18 protein-coding genes are annotated in these 16,729 nt (G+C 68.2%); 4 read left to right on the forward strand and 14 right to left on the reverse strand.

The window, feature by feature from the left end:
- Positions 1-87 precede the first annotated feature (87 nt).
- The 4 genes from U4Z31_RS26550 to U4Z31_RS26565 are packed head-to-tail and all read right to left on the reverse strand — an operon-like array spanning position 88 to position 3,773.
- Complete coding sequence (locus U4Z31_RS26550; protein WP_321811846.1) at positions 88-810, reverse strand: SDR family oxidoreductase; 723 nt, start codon at positions 808-810, stop codon at positions 88-90.
- Complete coding sequence (locus tag U4Z31_RS26555; protein WP_321811847.1) at positions 788-1,909, reverse strand: 2,3-butanediol dehydrogenase; 1,122 nt, start codon at positions 1,907-1,909, stop codon at positions 788-790. The genes U4Z31_RS26550 and U4Z31_RS26555 overlap by 23 nt, the downstream gene beginning before the upstream one ends.
- A 1-nt stretch (position 1,910) precedes the next feature.
- Entirely contained in the window at positions 1,911-3,221 is a 1,311-nt protein-coding gene (locus U4Z31_RS26560; RefSeq protein ID WP_321811848.1) for an MFS transporter, read from the reverse strand.
- An 18-nt stretch (positions 3,222-3,239) separates the two neighbouring features.
- Complete coding sequence (locus U4Z31_RS26565) at positions 3,240-3,773, reverse strand: 2,4'-dihydroxyacetophenone dioxygenase family protein (protein ID WP_044846474.1); 534 nt, start codon at positions 3,771-3,773, stop codon at positions 3,240-3,242.
- Between the two features lie 191 nt (positions 3,774-3,964).
- On the opposite strand from U4Z31_RS26565, the gene U4Z31_RS26570 reads away from it, so the two are divergent.
- Complete coding sequence (locus tag U4Z31_RS26570; RefSeq protein WP_321811849.1) at positions 3,965-4,927, forward strand: helix-turn-helix domain-containing protein; 963 nt, start codon at positions 3,965-3,967, stop codon at positions 4,925-4,927.
- A 92-nt stretch (positions 4,928-5,019) separates the two neighbouring features.
- Here the strand turns inward: U4Z31_RS26570 and U4Z31_RS26575 are convergent, their stop codons facing one another.
- From U4Z31_RS26575 to U4Z31_RS26595, 5 genes are all read right to left on the reverse strand, one after another.
- On the reverse strand, positions 5,020-6,609 hold the full coding sequence (locus tag U4Z31_RS26575; RefSeq protein ID WP_415750304.1) for a GMC family oxidoreductase: 1,590 nt from the start codon (positions 6,607-6,609) through the stop codon (positions 5,020-5,022).
- 187 nt (positions 6,610-6,796) lie between these two features.
- Positions 6,797-7,765 (reverse strand): helix-turn-helix domain-containing protein, encoded by a 969-nt coding sequence (locus U4Z31_RS26580; protein ID WP_124921584.1) that lies wholly within the window; start codon positions 7,763-7,765, stop codon positions 6,797-6,799.
- A gap of 224 nt (positions 7,766-7,989) precedes the next feature.
- A complete protein-coding gene (locus tag U4Z31_RS26585) occupies positions 7,990-8,262 on the reverse strand; it encodes a hypothetical protein (protein ID WP_321811851.1) in 273 nt (90 codons plus the stop codon).
- A gap of 85 nt (positions 8,263-8,347) precedes the next feature.
- Positions 8,348-9,295: an aldo/keto reductase gene (locus U4Z31_RS26590; protein ID WP_321811852.1), complete on the reverse strand. Its 948-nt coding sequence runs from the start codon at positions 9,293-9,295 to the stop codon at positions 8,348-8,350.
- A gap of 359 nt (positions 9,296-9,654) precedes the next feature.
- Positions 9,655-10,275, reverse strand: a complete 621-nt coding sequence (locus U4Z31_RS26595) for a LysE/ArgO family amino acid transporter (protein ID WP_124489010.1) — start codon at positions 10,273-10,275, stop codon at positions 9,655-9,657.
- Between the two features lie 106 nt (positions 10,276-10,381).
- Here U4Z31_RS26595 and U4Z31_RS26600 point away from each other — a divergent pair, with 106 nt between their 5' ends.
- Complete coding sequence (locus tag U4Z31_RS26600; protein WP_124663577.1) at positions 10,382-11,275, forward strand: LysR family transcriptional regulator ArgP; 894 nt, start codon at positions 10,382-10,384, stop codon at positions 11,273-11,275.
- 70 nt (positions 11,276-11,345) lie between these two features.
- Here U4Z31_RS26600 and fnr read toward each other — a convergent pair whose 3' ends face one another.
- The 3 genes from fnr to U4Z31_RS26615 form a co-directional block, all read right to left on the reverse strand.
- Positions 11,346-12,092, reverse strand: coding sequence for a fumarate/nitrate reduction transcriptional regulator Fnr (fnr, locus tag U4Z31_RS26605; protein ID WP_044846467.1), 747 nt, complete (start codon positions 12,090-12,092; stop codon positions 11,346-11,348).
- Positions 12,093-12,275: 183 nt separating this feature from the next.
- Positions 12,276-12,743 carry a universal stress protein gene (locus U4Z31_RS26610; RefSeq protein WP_321811853.1) on the reverse strand — a complete coding sequence of 156 codons (468 nt, stop codon included), beginning with the start codon at positions 12,741-12,743 and terminating at the stop codon, positions 12,276-12,278.
- A 368-nt stretch (positions 12,744-13,111) separates the two neighbouring features.
- Entirely contained in the window at positions 13,112-13,522 is a 411-nt protein-coding gene (locus tag U4Z31_RS26615; RefSeq protein ID WP_044846465.1) for a DUF3005 domain-containing protein, read from the reverse strand.
- A gap of 279 nt (positions 13,523-13,801) precedes the next feature.
- On the opposite strand from U4Z31_RS26615, the gene U4Z31_RS26620 reads away from it, so the two are divergent.
- On the forward strand, positions 13,802-14,035 hold the full coding sequence (locus tag U4Z31_RS26620; protein ID WP_044846464.1) for a hypothetical protein: 234 nt from the start codon (positions 13,802-13,804) through the stop codon (positions 14,033-14,035).
- 137 nt (positions 14,036-14,172) lie between these two features.
- Positions 14,173-15,093: a serine O-acetyltransferase EpsC gene (epsC, locus tag U4Z31_RS26625; protein WP_124524118.1), complete on the forward strand. Its 921-nt coding sequence runs from the start codon at positions 14,173-14,175 to the stop codon at positions 15,091-15,093.
- Between the two features lie 131 nt (positions 15,094-15,224).
- Here the strand turns inward: epsC and U4Z31_RS26630 are convergent, their stop codons facing one another.
- Both U4Z31_RS26630 and folE read right to left on the reverse strand, forming a co-directional pair.
- Positions 15,225-16,028, reverse strand: a complete 804-nt coding sequence (locus U4Z31_RS26630; RefSeq protein WP_321811854.1) for an SDR family oxidoreductase — start codon at positions 16,026-16,028, stop codon at positions 15,225-15,227.
- Positions 16,028-16,657 (reverse strand): GTP cyclohydrolase I FolE, encoded by a 630-nt coding sequence (folE, locus tag U4Z31_RS26635; protein WP_044846461.1) that lies wholly within the window; start codon positions 16,655-16,657, stop codon positions 16,028-16,030. Before folE ends, U4Z31_RS26630 begins: the two co-directional genes overlap by 1 nt.
- Positions 16,658-16,729: the final 72 nt, after the last annotated feature.

Below are 16,729 nucleotides of genomic sequence, written 5' to 3' on the forward strand. Positions count from 1 at the left end.
AAAACGGAAGCCCGAGACGGCGCGCAGGCATTCCGACACGCGGACACCGGCGCACGCCTCCTGCGCCGATGCCCGCGCGCGCCGGCGCTAGACCGTCGAATACCCGCCGTCCACCGGCACGATCGCACCGGTGACGAACGATGCGCCGGGCGAGCACAGGAACAGGATCACGTCCGCGACCTCGTCGGCCGTGCCCCAGCGCGCGAGCGGCGTGCGATCGAGAATCCGCCGCGACGCCTGCGCGTCGGCCATCAGCCCGCTGCTGAGCGGCGTGTCGATCCAGCCGGGCGCCACCGCGTTCACGCGGATGCCGCGCTCGGCCCATGCCTGCGCGAGCGAGCGCGTCAGTTGCGCGATGCCGCCCTTGCTCGCGCTGTATGCCGGGCGGTCCTTGCTGCCGAAGTACGTGTACATCGACGCGACATTGACGATGCTGCCGCCGTTCGCCGAGAGTGCCGGCAGCGCGGCGTCGGACGCACGCATCACCGACGTCAGGTTCACGTTCAGCACGAGTTCGAACTGGTCCATCCGGTATTCGTCCGCGTGCCGGCTGATGCCGACGCCGTTGACGAGCACGTCGACGCGCGACAGCGAGCGGATCAGCCGTGTCAATGCTGCGTCGTCGGTCACGTCGAGCTCGACGCAGCCGATGCCGGGATGCACCGGCGCATGCGGGCCGGCGGCATCGAGCCCGAGCGCGACGACCGACGCGCCCGCTTCCGCGAAACGCCACGCGGTGCGCGCGCCGATGCCCGACGTGCCGCCGGTGACAACGACGGTCTTGCCGTCAAACGACCAGGGGCGGTTCATGTTCGATGCTCCCGACAGTGTGAACAGGGCGCGCATGCCGGCGCGATGGCGCAACCAGGATCTTGATCTGCGCGCGATCAGCGAGCAGCGCGTCGAAGCCGTCGGCGACGGCATCCTCGAGCGAGACGGTGCGCGTGACGATCGACGTGAGGTCGAGCGCGCCCGACCCGATCAGCCGCAGCAGATCTTCGTACACGTGCCGGTAGCCGACGCTCGCCGTGAAGGTCAGCTCGTCGTTGACCGCGCGGAACGCATCGAAGCCCGCATGCGGCATCAGGCCGACCATCACGAGGCGGCCGCCCTTGCGCAGCCCCTGCATCGCCGCCTCGAACGTGGCCGGCAGGCCGGCCGCCTCGAAGCTCACGTCGACGCCGAGCCCGCCCGCCGCTTCGCGGATCGCGTCGCGCAGCACCGGGGCGTCGAGCGAGCGCGCGTCGAACGCGTGCGTCGCGCCGAAGCGCACGGCCGCCGCGAGCCGCTCGGGCGACACGTCGACCGCGACGATGGTCGTCGCGCCCTGCAGTTTCGCGAGCATGATCAGCAGCAGGCCGATCGGCCCGAGCCCGAACACCGCACAGGTGTCGCCGAGCCGCAGCTCGCCGCGCCGCAGCGCGTGCAGCGCGACGGCCGCCGGTTCCATCACCGCGGCCTGTTCGAGACTGACGTCGTCGGGCAGGCGGTGCAGCATGTAGGCCGGCACGACCGCGAAATCGGCCATCCCGCCGTCGCCCATCAGGCCGGCGAAGCCCATCGATACGCACAGGTTGTACGACCCCGCGCGGCAATACGCGCACTGGTGGCAGTGATACTCGGGCTCGACCGCCACGCGGTCGCCGGGGACCAGCGTCGTGACGCCCGCGCCGACTTCGACGACGGTGCCGCAGAACTCATGACCGAGCGTCAGCGGCGCGGTGCGGCCGGACAGCGGATGCGGTGCGTGGACGGGAATCGCGTGCGGGCCGTCCGCGTATTCGTGCAGGTCGCTGCCGCAGATGCCGCAATACGCGACCGCGATGCGAACCTCGCCGGGCCCGGCGCGCGGCGTGTCGAGATCGACCAGGCGGATGTCGCGCGGGCCGTGCCATTGAAGTGCGCGCATGTCAGCGTCCTCCGAGGTTTTGCGTATCGAGACGGGGAGCGGCATCGGCGGGCGCGCGCTTGCGCAGCACCGCGGGTGCGGTTTCGACGAGGCCGAACGACAGCACGCACGCGAGGATCGCGCCGGCGGCCGACGTCCACATCGCGAACTGCAGGCCGTACTTGTCGGCCGCGAAGCCCGCGACGGTCGGCGCGACGAAGCCGCCGATCAGCTCGCCCGCGCCCATGATCAGGCCGAGCGCGCTGGCGATCGCGCGGGGCGGCACCGTTTCGGCCGGGATCGTAGCCATGAACAGCGTGAAGCAGCCGAGGCCGGTGTACGTGACGAACACGAGCGCGCCGAGCGCCCAGAGCGAATCGACGTGGATCATCACGACCGGGCACGCGGCGGCGATCAGCGCGAACGCGATCATCGTCGGCTTGCGGCCGATCCGGTCGGAGATCGCCGGCACCGCGAAGCCCCAGAACACCCACGCGGCGCCGAGGCACGTCATCACGACGCCCATGTCGGCCGGGGACAGGTGGCGGCTCTCGACGAGGAAGACCGGCGCGAACGAGATGATCACGATGAACCACGTGAGGAAGAAGCAGCTGATCAGCACGCAGAGCAGGATGTTGCGCTCCTTCAGCAGCGCCCAGCGGTCGATCGCGGCGCCGCCGGCCGTCTGCGTACCGTGCGTGGCCGCGCCTTCGGCCTGTGCATGCCGTACGCCGCCGGGCGGCACCTCGCGCACCCAGCGCCAGATGCAGAACGCGATCAGGAAGCCGGGCACGCACGACACGTAGAACGCCTCGCGCCAGCCGTAGGCGGTCGCGATGCCGATCACGACGGGCGGGCCGATCATCGCGCCGAGCAGGCCGGCGGCCGAGCCCTGCAGCAGGCCCATGTTCAGCCCGCGGCGGCTCGGCGTCGAGCTCTCGACCATCAGCGATTGCGACAGCGGCAGCACGGGGCCTTCGGCGATGCCCATCAGCGCGCGGAACGCGATCAGGCTCGCGAAGCCGCCGACGAGCCCCGACAGCGCCGAGCATACGGAAAAGCCGAGCACGGCCGCGATCAACAGCGGCTTGCGCGTGCCGCGCGCATCGGACCACGCGCCGGTCGCGGCGCCCGACAGCGCCCACGTGAGCGCGAGGGCGGACGACACCATGCCGAGCTGCGTGTTCGACAGGTGCAGCTCGGCCGACATGAACGGGAACAGGAACGACAGCGCGAGGCGGTCGAAGAACACGAAGCCGAACGTCATGAACAGGATCAGCAGCAGCCTGTTCTCGTACGTCCATGCGAGTTTGGGGGAAGGGCGGGATGTCATGGGCGGCCTCGTCGCGCGTCAGCGGAACAGCTTCTCGATCGCGTGCGCGCCGAGGCCGACCTTCTCGTAATGCGCCTTGCACATCGCGATGTACGAATGCACGTCGAAGTAGCCGTCGGGGTTGCCTTCGTCGTCGAGCCAGATCAGCGGGCCCTTGACGATGAAGAACGCGCGCATCGGTTCCGGATGATCGAACGCGACGAGCGTGTGGCCTTCGCCGGGCGTTTCATACACGAAATCGCCGCGCGTCGCGGTCCATTCGTGCTCCAGATAGCCCCACTTGCCGGACAGCGTGTAAGCGAACACCTCGTGCGGGTGGTAGTGCCGGTTCACGAGCCCGGCTTCCTTCGCCATCAGGATGTCGCACCATTTGTTCTGCGACGGCGAGATCCACAGCGGCCGCGACGAAACCGTTTCGGTGAACGGAACGTAATAGCGCGCGTCCTCGGTCGCCGCGTTCGGGATGTACGCTTCCGGCAGCGCATCGGGCTTGAACGGATTGGCAATCGGCGCGATGTTTTGCCAGAATTCGGATACGGCTTGGTCGACCACGGTTCGTCTCCTTGTGGTTAGGTGTCGTGGGGTCGACTTTAGCCAGCCGGTGCGCGCCGCTCTTGACTGGGCTGGACGAATTGCTTGATCGGGCCGGACATCGCGGGCCAGGCATCGCACCGCAACAACAACCAGACGCACCATCCCCCAATCCGTGCCGCTCCGCACGACAGGCGCCCGCAGGAGGCGACGTGACGAATTCGACCGTTCTTTCATGCACGCGCGGCTCGACGGCCGACGTGCCGGTGCGCGACCGCATGGACTACTGGGATGCGTTCAACGCCGCGACGCTGGTCGGCCTGCGCTGCTCGTCGCTGTCGCCGGCCGGGCTCGAGGTCGAGAAGACCGATCTCGCGCTGCCGGGGCTCGGCGTGGCCGACATCAGCGGCCGCGATCACGTGATCGAGCGCAGCCCCGCGCTGGTGCGCCAGTTGCCGAAGGAGTCGCTGTTTGCGTGCCAGATCCTGAGCGGTCGCGCGTATTTCATCCAGCGCGAGCGCTGCCTGCTCGCGGAAGCCGGCGACGTCGTCGTGTACGACACGCGCGTGCCCTATCTGTTCGGATTCCTGACGCCGATGCGGCAATTGCTGATCGATATCCCGATTGCCACGTTCGACGATCGATTCGACGCGGAGCTGGCGGCGCTGCCGTTGCGGATCGCGCCGAAACCGGGCGCGGGCGCGATGCTCGGCGCGACACTGCGCGCGAGCGTCGAGCGCTTCATGAAGGCGCCGGTCGAAGACGACGCCGCGCGCTTCGTCGAACACACGCGCATGCTGGTCGCGGAACTCATCGACGCGGAAGTGAACGGCGCAGGCGCATCGCGCGCGTCGCTGTCGTACCTGCTGACCGCGAAGCAGTACATCGCGACGCATCTCGGCGATCCGGAGCTCGGGCCGCAGGCTGTGGCCGATGCGGTCGGGCTGTCGTTGCGGCACCTGGGCCGGCTCTTCGCGGCCGAAGGCGAGTCGATCACGCAGCACATCTGGTCCGAGCGGCTGACGCATGCGCATCGCGAGCTGATCGACGCGCGCCTGCGCAAGACGAGCATCGGCGAGATCGCGTTTCGGTGGGGCTTCTCCAGCCAGGCGCACTTCAGCCGTGCGATTCGCGAGCGCTACGGTGCGTCGCCGATGACGCTGCGCAGCGCTTGACGCTGAAGCAGCGAAACCGATGCCGGTGCGGCGCGTGGCTCACGCGCCGCTTTCGTTTTCATTGCATGCCGGTCGCGGCGTGAGTCGCCGCGTCACTCCGCGAGCATGAACTCGGCACAGCGTTCCGCGATCATGATCGTCGGCGCGTTCGTATTGCCCGATACGATGCGCGGCATCACCGACGCGTCGCAGATCCGCAATCCGTCGATCCCTTGCACCGCGAGACGCGGCGTCACGACCGCGCTTTCGTCGCTCCCCATCCGGCAGGTGCCGGCCGGGTGATAGACGGTTTTCGCGCGGCGCCGCACGTAGTCGGCCAGCGCGTCGTCGGTCAGCGCTTCGGCTTCGCGGACGATGCGGGCGAGCGACGGCGCGCGGATGATCTTCCGCGCGAGCGCGACGCCGCGCACGAGGCCGTCGACGTCCGCCGGATCCGACAGTGCGCCGCTGTCGAACCGGATCGGCACGGCTGGATCGTTGCCGCGCAGTTGCACCGAGCCGCGCGAGCGCGGCCGAAGCAGGCATGGATTGATCGACAGGCCGTGGCCCGGCAGCGGTTCGCGATCGACGTCGCCGACGAGCGTCGGCAGCACGTGGAACTGGATGTCGGGGCGGCCGCTGCCGGTCGTATCGACGAACGCGCCGGATTCGACGACGTTCGACGTCAGCAGGCCCGTGCGGGTCAGCATCCATTGCAGCCCGTGCCGCAGCGCCTTCAGCCCGCGATCCTCGCCGAACAGGCTGACCGGCGCGTGGCTGTAGCCGTAGATCGAGACCTCGAGATGGTCCTGGAAATTCGCGCCGACTTCCGGGCTGTCGTGCAGCACGTCGATGCCGTTTGCGCGCAGGTGCGCGCCGGGCCCGATGCCCGACAGCATCAGCAGCTTCGGCGTACTGAGCGCGCCGGCGGCCAGCACGACGTCGGCGCGGGCGGTTGCCGAGCCGGTCGCGCCGTTCTCCATCCGCCATTCGACGCCGGTCGCGCGCCGGCCGTCGAAGCGCACGCGGGTCACGCGGCAGCCGGTCAGCACGCGCAGGTTCGGGTGGCCGAGCGCGTCGGCGAGATAGGTTGCCGCGGTGCTGCCTCGCTGCCCGTCGAAAATCGTCGTGTGGTAGAAGCCGGCGCCGTGCTGCGCGGCGCCGTTGAAATCGTCGTTGTACGCGATGCCGGTTTCCTGAGCGGCCTTCACGAACGCGAGGCTCAGCGGATGCCGGAAGCGCGTGTCGCCGACCTTCAGCGGCCCGTCGGTGCCATGGAACGGCTCGGACAGCCGCAGGTGCGACTCGGCGCGCTTGAACACCGGCAGCACGTCGCTCCAGCGCCAGCCCGCGCAGCCGAGCGCGGCCCATTCGTCGTAGTCGGCGCGCGTGCCGCGCACGTACAGCATCGCGTTGACCGAACTGCCGCCGCCGAGCGTGCGGCCCTGCGGCACGTAGGTCCTGCGTCCCGCCGCGCCGGCCTGCGGCTCGCTTTCGAACGTGACCGTGCGCTGTGTGCCGAGCACGCGGATGAACGTCGCCGGAATCCGGATGAACAGGTTGTCGTCCTTCGGGCCGTCCTCGAGCAGCAGCACGCGCCTGCCGGCCTTTACCAGTCGATGTGCCACCGTGCAGCCGGCCGAACCGCCGCCGACGACGATATGGTCGTACGTCTCCATCCCGCTTTGTCTCCTCGCTGTCAGGCGGCGGAACGAGCACCGCCGCGCAGGAAGCCAGCTTAGCGACGGGCGCGTGTCCCCGTTTGACCGGGGCGGACGCCGGGCTTGCTTCGCGCGGACACGGCGGGGCGCCGCGGCGGCTCATGCAGCGATCTCGTTGCGCTGACCGTTGGCCGTGGATTGCGCAGCGGGAGAACCCGGCGACGAGCGGCTAGCGCGGGTTGCCCGGCGCGCGCGTGTCGCTCGGCGTCTCGCCGAAGCGCGCGCGATAGCTGCGGCTGAAGTGCGCGCTGTTGTTGAAGCCCCAGCGGAACGCGATTTCGCTGACCGTCAGGTGCTTCAGCGATCGGTCGCGCAGGTCGGCGCGGCAGCGTTCGAGACGGCGCGCGAGGATGTAGCGCGTGAGCGGCATCCCTTCGATTTCGAAGATGCGCGCGAGCTGGCGCGGCGACAGGTTGATCGCGCGGCTGACCGACCGGGTGTCGAGATCGTCGTCGGCGAGATGGCTGTCGATGAATGCCTTCGCGCGCGACAGCGTGTGGACGGTCGACTTGGTCGGCGACGCGTCGCCGTCGCGCAGCCGCAGCATCGACTGCATCAGGTCGAGCATCGCGGCGGCGCGCCGTTCGCGCGCGTCGGGCATCGATTCATGCGGTTCGGCGAGCAGCGCGTAGAGCTGCCGCGCGGCCCACGACGTGACGCCGTCGTCGCGGTCGATCTTGACGACGCTGCGATGGCGCCACGGGCCGACGTGCGCTTCGAACACGTCGCGCGGCACGTCGAGCACGGTCATCGCCATGTTCGCGGGAAAGCCGTGACCGTACGGCATCGACGTGTCGTACAGCACGATGTCGCCGGGCGCATGCTGGATGCACTCGACGTCCTGGAACGTATAGCCCTGCCCTTCGTGCATCAGGCACACGAACACGGCGTCGCGCGGGTCCGCGTGGATGTTGTGCGGCGTGCGCACGACCGCATGCCGGTTCGCGACGATGTCGCACACGCCCAGCAACCCGAGGTCGCGCTTGCGCAGCGACGCGTCGATGCCTTCGGACGATTTACCGCTGCATTCGATGCGCACGAGCGAGCGGGCGACATGGTCGACCCAGAAGTCGACGCGTTCGTCGCCGCGTACGGCGCGCGTCGAGATCGACACGATTCCCGTGCTGATATCCGGCATGACGTTCTCCCAATGACCGCCCGAGCGGCGCAGTCTCGGATACGCCGGCGGGCGCGGTCAATCGGTGAAAGACCCGGGGCGGGCCCGGGATGCGCTCGCGGCGGCGCGTTGCGGCCGGATGTCCGTGTGAGTCAACGAATATGGCCGGGAAAGGCAAAACGTGCGGGCGTGTTCGGGGTATGTTGTTCGGTTCGGTTCGAACGATGAGGCGCGCAGCTGCTTCGTTATACGGAATAAAAGTCGCGTGCCGCCGGATCGTTTCGTTGAAGCTGCGCGGTGGTCGCGTGATTCATCAAGCTCGCATCTCGCGCGCTGGCGAAGCGATGGCGGTATGCATGTTTGCGTGCCGCCGAAGACCTGGGGCAGCGGTGTGTCGTGGTTTTTTTCGTTGTGTTGGAGCAGAAGCGCGTGTTGTCGGATCGCATTGCCGAAACCGCGCGCCGGTCGAGTGATTCGCGGCGCTCTTCCCGCGCGCGCGGCGTGAGCGATGCCGACATCCCTGTTCGCGTCACCCGCGCGTCGCACCGGCGGCTTGAAGCGCGAAACGCCGCGATTCAAGCCGTCATCTGCTTGTACGCGACGTCAGACCGCGCTGGCCGCGTCGATCTTCCGAATGTCCTCATCGTCGAGCCGCACGCGAATCGCTTCGCCGAGCAGCGCGAGTTGTTCGAGCGACGTCGCGCTCGCGATCGGCGCGGTGATCGTCGGCCGCGCGATCTGCCATGCGAGCGCGATCGCGGCTGGCTGCGTGCCGTGCTTCGCCGACACATCGTCGAGCGCCGCGAGAATGCGCAGGCCGCGCGCATCGAGATAGCGGGCGACGCGATCGCCGCGCACGCTCTTCTTCAGGTCGGCCTCGCTGCGGTACTTGCCCGACAGGAAGCCGCTCGCGAGCGCGTAGTAGTTGACGACGCCGAGCTTCAGGTCGCGCACGACCGGCTCGAGATCGCGCTCGTAGTCGGCGCGGTTGATCAGGTTGTATTCCGGCTGGATCACCTGGTACGCGGGCAGACCGTCGCGCTTGCTGATGTCGGCGGCTTCGCGCAGGCGCGCGCCGCTGTAGTTCGACGCGCCGATGATGCGCACCTTGCCCGCGTCGATCAGCGCCTGGTATGCGGCGAGCGTTTCTTCGAGCGGGGCCGTGTCGGCCAGATCGCGGTGCGAAAAATACAGGTCGATGTAGTCGGTCTGCAGGCGGCGCAGCGAATCGTCGGCGGCCTTCAGGATGTTGTCTTTCGTGAGGCCCGCACGCGCGTCGAGCAGGCCGACCTTGGTCGCGATCACGACCCGGTCGCGCTTGCCGGAACGCTTCAGCCACTTGCCGATGATCGTTTCCGATTCGCCGCCGCGGTTGCCGGGTACCCAGGCCGAATAGACGTCGGCCGTGTCGATGAAGTTGATGCCGGTGTCGGCGAGCGCGTCGAGCAGCGCAAACGATGCGTTTTCGTCGACGGTCCAGCCGAAGACGTTGCCGCCGAAGGCGAGCGGGGAAACCTGGATGTCCGAGGTGCCGAGGGTGCGTAGTGCCATGTTGCTCTCCGGAATCTGACGGGTGACGGGTTGGAACGACGGGATTGGCCGCGATGAATGCGACGGGACGGCGGTCGGGTGAAGCACGTTCGCCGTTGTCGCGGGACGCTGGAACATTCTCGCCGATCGACCGGATTCGTGCAGCGGGCGCGCGGCCGTGAAGACGGAGGAATTGCAGCGGACGGCGGACGCATCGTCTGCTGCGTGGGTCATTCGTGCCGCCGCGTTCGATCGGGAACCGAATTTTGTTGCGGCCGGGCGTGGCAGCGGGAGAGAGGGGCGGAGCCGGCCGCTTCGCCGCGGCGGAACGAAAAACGGGCGGCAAGTTGCCGCCCGCGATCGATCATTCACCGAGGCCGTTATCGCAACTGCACGGCCGCCAGGAACAGCACCATGCTGCCGATCGCGCCGTCCAGCACGCGCCACGCGACGGCCTTGCGGAACCACGGCGCGAGCAGTCGCGCACCGTATCCGAGCCCGAGGAACCACACGACGCTGACCGACATCGCGCCGATCGCGAACGCCAGCCGCGTGCCCTCCGGCTCCCGCGCACCGGCCGTGCCGATCAGCAGGAACGTATCGAGATACACGTGCGGGTTGAGCCACGTGAACGCGAGCGTCATCAGCACGATCGCGACCGCGCTCTGCGGCGGCGGCGCGACGGCGTCGCCGCGCACGTCGAGCGTTGCATGTCCCGGCTTGAACGCGCGACGCAGCGCGTTGAAGCCGAACCATGCGAGATACGCGAGACCGACGTACAGCACCATGTGGACGAAGGTCGGATAGCGTTCGACGAGGACCGACGCGCCGCCGACGCCGGCGCCGATCAGGATCATGTCGGACAGCGCGCACAGCAGCACGATCTTGCCGACATGCGAGCGCATGATGCCTTGCCGGAGCACGAATGCGTTCTGCGCGCCGATGGTGACGATGAGCGACCCGCACAGGGCGGCGCCGTGGGAAAAAGCGATCCAGTTCATGATGGGGAGCGGTGACGCAGTAGACGGGTGAATCGGTTGGCGCTAGTCTGCGATGAGCTGGAACATAAGAGAAGCTAATTCACCTAATGCAGATTAAGGAAATCTAATGCTCGACTACGCATTGCTCGATGCCCTCGCGGCGGTGATCCGGCACGGTTCGTTCGAGCGGGCGGCCAAGGAGCTGAACGTCACGCCGTCGGCGGTATCGCAGCGCGTGAAACTGCTGGAGGAGCGTGTCGGCAGCGTGCTCGTCAAGCGCGGGCAGCCGTGCGTCGCGACGACGTCGGGTGCGCTGCTGTGCCGGCATACCGAGCGCGTGCAATTGCTCGAGGCCGAACTGGGCGGCCGGATGCCCGCCTTGCCGGGCCAGATCGCGAGCGCATGGCCGACGTTGCGTGTCGCCGTCAACGACGACAGCGTCGCGACCTGGTTCATCGATGCGGTCGGGCCGTTCTGCACCGAGCGCGAGACCTTGCTCGACCTCGTGATCGACGACCAGGACCATACGGCCGCGCGAATTCGCGACGGCAGCGTGCAGGGCGCGGTGACCGCGCAGGCCGAGCCGATCCAGGGATGCCGGTCGACGCGGCTCGGGCGAATCCGCTATCGCGCGGTGTGTTCGCCGGCGTTTTACGCGCGCTATTTTGGTGCGGGCATCACGCGCGATGCGCTGCGCCGCGCGCCGTGCGTGATGTTCAATTCGAAGGACGGCTTGCAGGCGCGCTTCATCCGGCGCGTGACGCGCGCGGATCTCGATCCGCCGCAACACTGGATCCCGCACGTCGCGGGCTACCTGCGCGCTTGCGAAACGGGGCTGGGATGGGGGATGTGCCCGGACCGGATGGTCGATCGCCAGCTGGCGGCGGGCGAACTGGTCGACATGTCGCGCGGGCGGACCGTCGATATCGATCTGTACTGGCAGAGCTGGCGCCTGTCGATCGGCTGGCTCGACGACTTCAGCGCGGCACTGAAGGCGCGCGCCGCGCTGTTTCTCGACTGATCGAGGCGGGCGCGGCGGATCGTGGCGGGTCGCGGCGGGCGGCGGCGCGCAGGTCACGCGCCGCGCGGGGTCAGACGTGGTGCAGGCCGTCGAAGTCGACGATCTGCACGAGGCGGCCGTGCATTTCGATCAGGCCGCGCTTCTGGAACTTCGACAGCGTGCGGCTGACCGTTTCGAGCGTCATGCCGAGGTAGCTGCCGATGTCCTCGCGCGTCATCCGCAGGTTGAATTCCGACGGCGAGTAACCGCGCTTCAGGTAGCGTGCCGACACGTCGAGCAGGAATGCGGCGACGCGCTCTTCGGCGTTCAGCGAACCGAGCAGCATGGTCTGCGACGTTTCGCGCACGATCTGCTCGCTCATCAGCTTGTGCATGCGCAGTTGCATCGTGCCGGCTTCCGAGCACAGCGACTTGAGCGCGCTGTACGGAATCACGCAGACCGAGCTGTCCTCCAGCGCGACCGCGGTGCGCGGGTGCGTGTCGTCGCAGATGCCGTCGAGGCCGAGCGCCTCGCCCGCCAGGTGCAGGCCGGTGACCTGCTCGCGGCCGTCGTGGCGCGTGGCGACGGTTTTCAGCGAACCCGAGCGCACGGCGTACAGGTTGTCGAAGGTGTCGCCTTCGCGGAACAGCGCTTCGCCGCGCTTGACCGGGCGCGCCGCGCAGATGACCGATTCGAGGCGGCTGAGCGCGTCGGGTGCGAGGCCCTGCGGCATGCACAGGTGCCGCATTGCGCACGACGAGCAGTGCGGGGCCTGGCGGGGCGCCCAGGTGCCTGCATGGGACGGAACGGCGGGGCGTGTGGCGACGGGCGTCAACATGATCGTTTACTCCGGCATTGAATCGACGGAATCATTGTCCCACCGCAAGTTGCCGCTGTCGGGCGACAAAACGTCGCGACCGCGCGCACATGCCGCGCACCTGCCGCGGGCATCGCAGCGGCCTGCGTGCAGGCATGCCGCTGCGCGTGCGTGGTGCGCCGCGCACGCTGATGCCGACACCGCTCAGCCTTCCTGATCGTCCGTATGCGCGGCGGCCGGGATCAGCAGCACGGGCAGCGTCGCATGCCGCACGCACTGTTCGGCGATGCTGCCGAGCACGAGGCGACGGAACCCGCGGCGGCCGTGCGTGCCGAGCACGAGGAGGTCGGCGCCGAACGCTTTCGCACCGTCGAGGATCAGCGTCGACACGTCGTTGAGCGACGACGCCTCGCTCGTCAGCGTCTCGCCCTTCACGCCGGCCGCCTGCATCAGCTTCTTGAATTCAGCCGCGAGCGCATTGCCTTGCGCGATGAGCTGATCGCGCAGCACGGACGGGTCGTAGCCCGGCACGTTGTAGTAGATCGCGGCGTTTTCGACGACGTAGAACGGCTGCAGTTCGGCACCGTGCTCCTTCGCGAGCGCGAGGGCGGCATCGAACGCGTGGCGTGCGGTGTCGCTGCCGTCGATGGCAACCAGAATGCGCTTGTACATAGTGTCTCCAAGTGGCGGATTGAACGGAAGTCGGCCGAACGGCCGGGCCGGCCGTGCGTCGCTGCGAGGCAGGGTAAACCAACGGCAGGGACTTTGCAGCGACATGCCGGCGGTCGCGATTGGGCATTGAATCGCATCCGTATCGCGATGACGTGACTTCGATCAACGCCGATGCATCGGCGTCGTGAAATCCCGCGTGCCGAACCCGAACCGGGCGCCGATCTCGATTCCGGCGCCGCTTCGGAAGATCGCACCGCCCGCGCACCGAACGACCGGCCGGCGCGCGAACGCGCACGCCGGTCCGCCGCCATCGGCCGTCGGCGCCCTTCAACCCGCCGATCGAACGATCGATTCAAACGCTGCGTGAGTTATCGCGGCACCGCGGTGATTTCGATCACCCGTTCCGGCCGGCGTCCGTGGCCGGGCCAGTGCGCGCTGCCGTACATCCGGTGAACCGGGCCGTACGGCGCGTCGCCCGCGTGCGACGGCGCGTCGAACCCCTTCTCGATCACCATGTAGCCGGCCCGCAGCGCGAACGCCGGATGATTGCCGCCCGGCCGGCTGTCGAAGCCGGCGAAGCCGTCACCAGCCTCGGGCATCGCGTTGACGAGCGACGCGTTGCTGCCCGTGATCTGGTCGGGCGGGAAGGGGTTGCCGCTCGCGAGACGCGCCGCCTCGCGATTCTTGCCGTCGGTGTCGACGGTGCTGTCGTGCGTGTCGTCGTTGTCGAGTTCGATGCTGCGCGGATGCGCGGCGTGCGCTTGAGCTGACGTTTCCATCACGGCTCTCCTGGCGGCGTAGCGCTCCGGATCGAAGCAAATCCCGTTCCGGGCAAGACGGGAAAATGGTGCGCGGGCGATCGCCGCAGTCGCGTGGCGCGCACTGATTTGTCATGATTTATTTCAGCTAGAACACCCGTTTTCTACAGAGTATGATTCTTTTCCTGCGAAGCGGCGACAGGGGATGCAGTACGCGCCGACTCTGCCCGCACCGGGCGCCGCAGCACCCTTAGAGACGGGTAGCGAACAACAAGCAAAGGGACTAGAGGTGGCGGATTCATGCAAGCGACTACTGCCTTCACGCACCGCGGTTATCTGTTGAATTGCGCGCCCGCGCGCGCCACTGACGGGTCGTTCAAGCCCTACGTCGTGATCTCCCGATCGAGTGACGGGGAACTCGTCGCGAACCGTTTTTTCCCGAGCGAGCTCCAGTTCAACGACGAAGGCGACGCGATCGCGCATGCGCGCGACTGGGCCGTGCGCTGGATCGACGCGAGCAGCGTCACGATCTGACGCCGTCGCGCGGCGGCAGCGGCGGCCGTCCGGCCGATCCCCCGGCGTGCCGCTGCCCGGCGAAAACGCGGTAATCTTGCGGAACCCGTCACTTTATTAGCGGCCGTGCGATCGCGCGCGGCTGCCTGCATTGGCATATGTCGACATCACCCGCCCGTCAGTGGGGCCTCGAAGAAATCGTTGCCGGCTTGCGCGAATCGCGCGAGGAACTTCACCGCACGCGTCATCCGCGCGGCATCCGCGAGCTGCCGTCGCGCGACGCGATCTGCAAGATCGTCACCGGCCTGCGTGCGTCGATGTTCCCGACGCACTACGGCGCGCCGGATCTGACCGACGAAAGCGTCGACTACTACGTCGGCCACACGCTAGAAAGCACGCTGCGGATCCTGTCCGAACAGATCCGCCGCGCGCTGCCGTTCCTGCCGGAGCATGCGGACACGCCATTCGCGGAACTCGACGAACGCGCGTTCGAGATCGCGCGCGAGTTCGGCCGGCAGTTGCCGGCGGTTCGCGCGCTGCTGGTCAGCGACATCCAGGCCGCCTACGCGGGCGATCCGGCCGCGCAGCACATCACCGAGATCCTGCTGTGCTATCCCGGCGTGTTCGCGATGATGCACCATCGGCTCGCGCATGCGCTGCACCAACTCGGTGTGCCGCTGCTCGCCCGTTTCATCAATGAAATCGCGCACTCGGCCACCGGCATCGACATTCACCCGGGCGCGCAGATCGGCCCGAGCTTCTTCATCGACCATGGCACCGGTGTCGTGATCGGCGAAACCGCGATCATCGGCGAGCGCGTGCGCGTGTACCAGGCCGTCACGCTCGGCGCGAAGAGCTTCCCGGCCGATGGTGACGGCACGCTGGTGAAGGGCAATGCGCGGCATCCGATCGTCGAGGACGACGTGGTGATCTACGCGGGCGCGACCATTCTCGGCCGCGTGACGATCGGGCGCGGCTCGGTGATCGGCGGCAACGTGTGGCTTACGCACAGCGTGCCGCCCGGCACGAGCGTCGCGCAGGGCAAGGTCCGCGAAGGCGGCAGCGGCGAGAAGCCGTAACGCGGCGCGCGAACGGCGAAACTGTCGTTCGCGCGGCGAAGACGCAGGCGCAGCGAAGGCGAAGGCGCGCGCCGACACCCGCACACCGGTGTGCCAAGAGGGTGCACGGCTGCCGCCGCACCCCCGCTTCGTCAGTGCTTGCCGGCCGGCGAGCGATGCTTGTAGAGCACGTCCTGGTCGACGCGGATCAGGTTCTGCCCCGCATCGACGACGAAATCCACGCCGTTGTACGCGCTGCCCGTCAGAAGCAGGATCGCGCTCGCGACATCGTCGGGGCCGGCGATGCGCGCGAGCGGCGTCGATGCGCGGCTCGCGTGTTCGAAGTCGGCCTGCGTCTGGTCGTCGCTCGGCAGCATCAGCCCCGGGAACACCGCATTCACGCGCAGCACCGGCGACGACGACAGCGCGAGCATCTGCGTGAGGTTGCCGAGCGCGGCCTTCGCGACCGTGTAGCTGAAATGGTCGCGGTGGAAGTTTTCCTTGATCTTCTGGTCGACCACGTTGACGACGACGCCCTGCGTGCCGGCCGCGCGGGCCCGTTCGTAGAACGCGCGCGTGAGCAGGATCGGCGCGCGGCAGTTGACGGCCCACGCCTGGTCGAATGCCGCGAGGTCGAAGCTCGGGAAATGGTCCTGCCAGAACACCGACGCGTTGTTGACCAGCACGTCGAGACGGCCGAAGCACGCATACACCTGGTCGATCAGCGCGGTGATCTGCGCGGCATCTGACAGGTCGGCCTGCAACGCGACTGAATCATGCCCGCGTTCGGCGATTGCGCGGGCCGCCGCCTGCGCGGCATCGGCGGAGCGGTCGTAATGGACCGCGGTGCGATAGCCGTGCGCGGCGAAATACTCGGCGAACGCGCGCCCGGCCCGGCGCGCGGCGCCGGTCACGAGCACGACCGGCGCGTGTGCCGCTTGCTTCGTGGACTGCATTACGTATTCGTCAGGTTGACTGAAGAAGGATTCGCGACGATCGACAGGAATTCGCGCCGCGTCGACGGATCGGTGCGGAACGTGCCGAGCATGCGCGACGTGACCATCTCGACCCCCGGCTTGTGAATGCCGCGCGTCGAGATGCACTGGTGCGCGGCTTCGAGGATCACGCCGACGCCCTTCGGCTGCAGCACGTCGAACAGCGTGTCGGCGATCTGCACGGTCATCTTTTCCTGGATCTGCAGGCGCTTCGCGAACGCGTCGACGAGGCGGGCGAGCTTCGAGATGCCGACGACGCGATGGTTCGGCAGATACGCGACGTGCGCGCGGCCGATGATCGGCACCATGTGGTGCTCGCAGTAGCTCTCGAAGCGGATGTCCTTCAGCACGATCATCTCGTCGTAGCCGTCGACTTCGCTGAACGTGCGCGCGAGGATGTCGCGCGGTTCCAGCGCATAGCCGGCGAAGAACTCTTCGTATGCGCGCACGACGCGCGCCGGCGTGTCGAGCAGCCCTTCGCGGGCGGGATCGTCGCCGGCCCAGCGCAGCAGCACGCGAACGGCATCCTCCGCTTCTTCGCGGCTCGGCCGGGATGCGGCCGGCTCGGGCCGCGCGTTCTTTTTACCCATCTAGTCGCTCCATCGAATGCGGCCGCCTGTGGCGGCGCGGATATCCGGTCATTGTTTCATGCTTTCGCGGGT

This window comes from Burkholderia sp. BCC1985 (genome assembly GCF_905339915.1).
Classification (GTDB): domain Bacteria; phylum Pseudomonadota; class Gammaproteobacteria; order Burkholderiales; family Burkholderiaceae; genus Burkholderia.

Excerpts from the sequence above, each read along its gene's own strand:
- U4Z31_RS26620 (WP_044846464.1), top strand. The coding sequence starts at position 13,802 with ATGCAAGCGACTACTGCCTTCACGCACCGCGGTTATCTGTTGAATTGC.
- U4Z31_RS26580 (WP_124921584.1), bottom strand. The coding sequence starts at position 7,765 with ATGCCGGATATCAGCACGGGAATCGTGTCGATCTCGACGCGCGCCGTA.
- U4Z31_RS26590 (WP_321811852.1), bottom strand. The coding sequence starts at position 9,295 with ATGGCACTACGCACCCTCGGCACCTCGGACATCCAGGTTTCCCCGCTC.
- epsC (WP_124524118.1), top strand. The coding sequence starts at position 14,173 with ATGTCGACATCACCCGCCCGTCAGTGGGGCCTCGAAGAAATCGTTGCC.
- U4Z31_RS26630 (WP_321811854.1), bottom strand. The coding sequence starts at position 16,028 with ATGCAGTCCACGAAGCAAGCGGCACACGCGCCGGTCGTGCTCGTGACC.
- U4Z31_RS26585 (WP_321811851.1), bottom strand. The coding sequence starts at position 8,262 with ATGTCGGCATCGCTCACGCCGCGCGCGCGGGAAGAGCGCCGCGAATCA.
- U4Z31_RS26615 (WP_044846465.1), bottom strand. The coding sequence starts at position 13,522 with ATGGAAACGTCAGCTCAAGCGCACGCCGCGCATCCGCGCAGCATCGAA.
- U4Z31_RS26555 (WP_321811847.1), bottom strand. The coding sequence starts at position 1,909 with ATGCGCGCACTTCAATGGCACGGCCCGCGCGACATCCGCCTGGTCGAT.
- U4Z31_RS26560 (WP_321811848.1), bottom strand. The coding sequence starts at position 3,221 with ATGACATCCCGCCCTTCCCCCAAACTCGCATGGACGTACGAGAACAGG.
- fnr (WP_044846467.1), bottom strand. The coding sequence starts at position 12,092 with ATGTTGACGCCCGTCGCCACACGCCCCGCCGTTCCGTCCCATGCAGGC.
- folE (WP_044846461.1), bottom strand. The coding sequence starts at position 16,657 with ATGGGTAAAAAGAACGCGCGGCCCGAGCCGGCCGCATCCCGGCCGAGC.
- U4Z31_RS26610 (WP_321811853.1), bottom strand. The coding sequence starts at position 12,743 with ATGTACAAGCGCATTCTGGTTGCCATCGACGGCAGCGACACCGCACGC.
- U4Z31_RS26550 (WP_321811846.1), bottom strand. The coding sequence starts at position 810 with ATGAACCGCCCCTGGTCGTTTGACGGCAAGACCGTCGTTGTCACCGGC.
- U4Z31_RS26600 (WP_124663577.1), top strand. The coding sequence starts at position 10,382 with ATGCTCGACTACGCATTGCTCGATGCCCTCGCGGCGGTGATCCGGCAC.
- U4Z31_RS26595 (WP_124489010.1), bottom strand. The coding sequence starts at position 10,275 with ATGAACTGGATCGCTTTTTCCCACGGCGCCGCCCTGTGCGGGTCGCTC.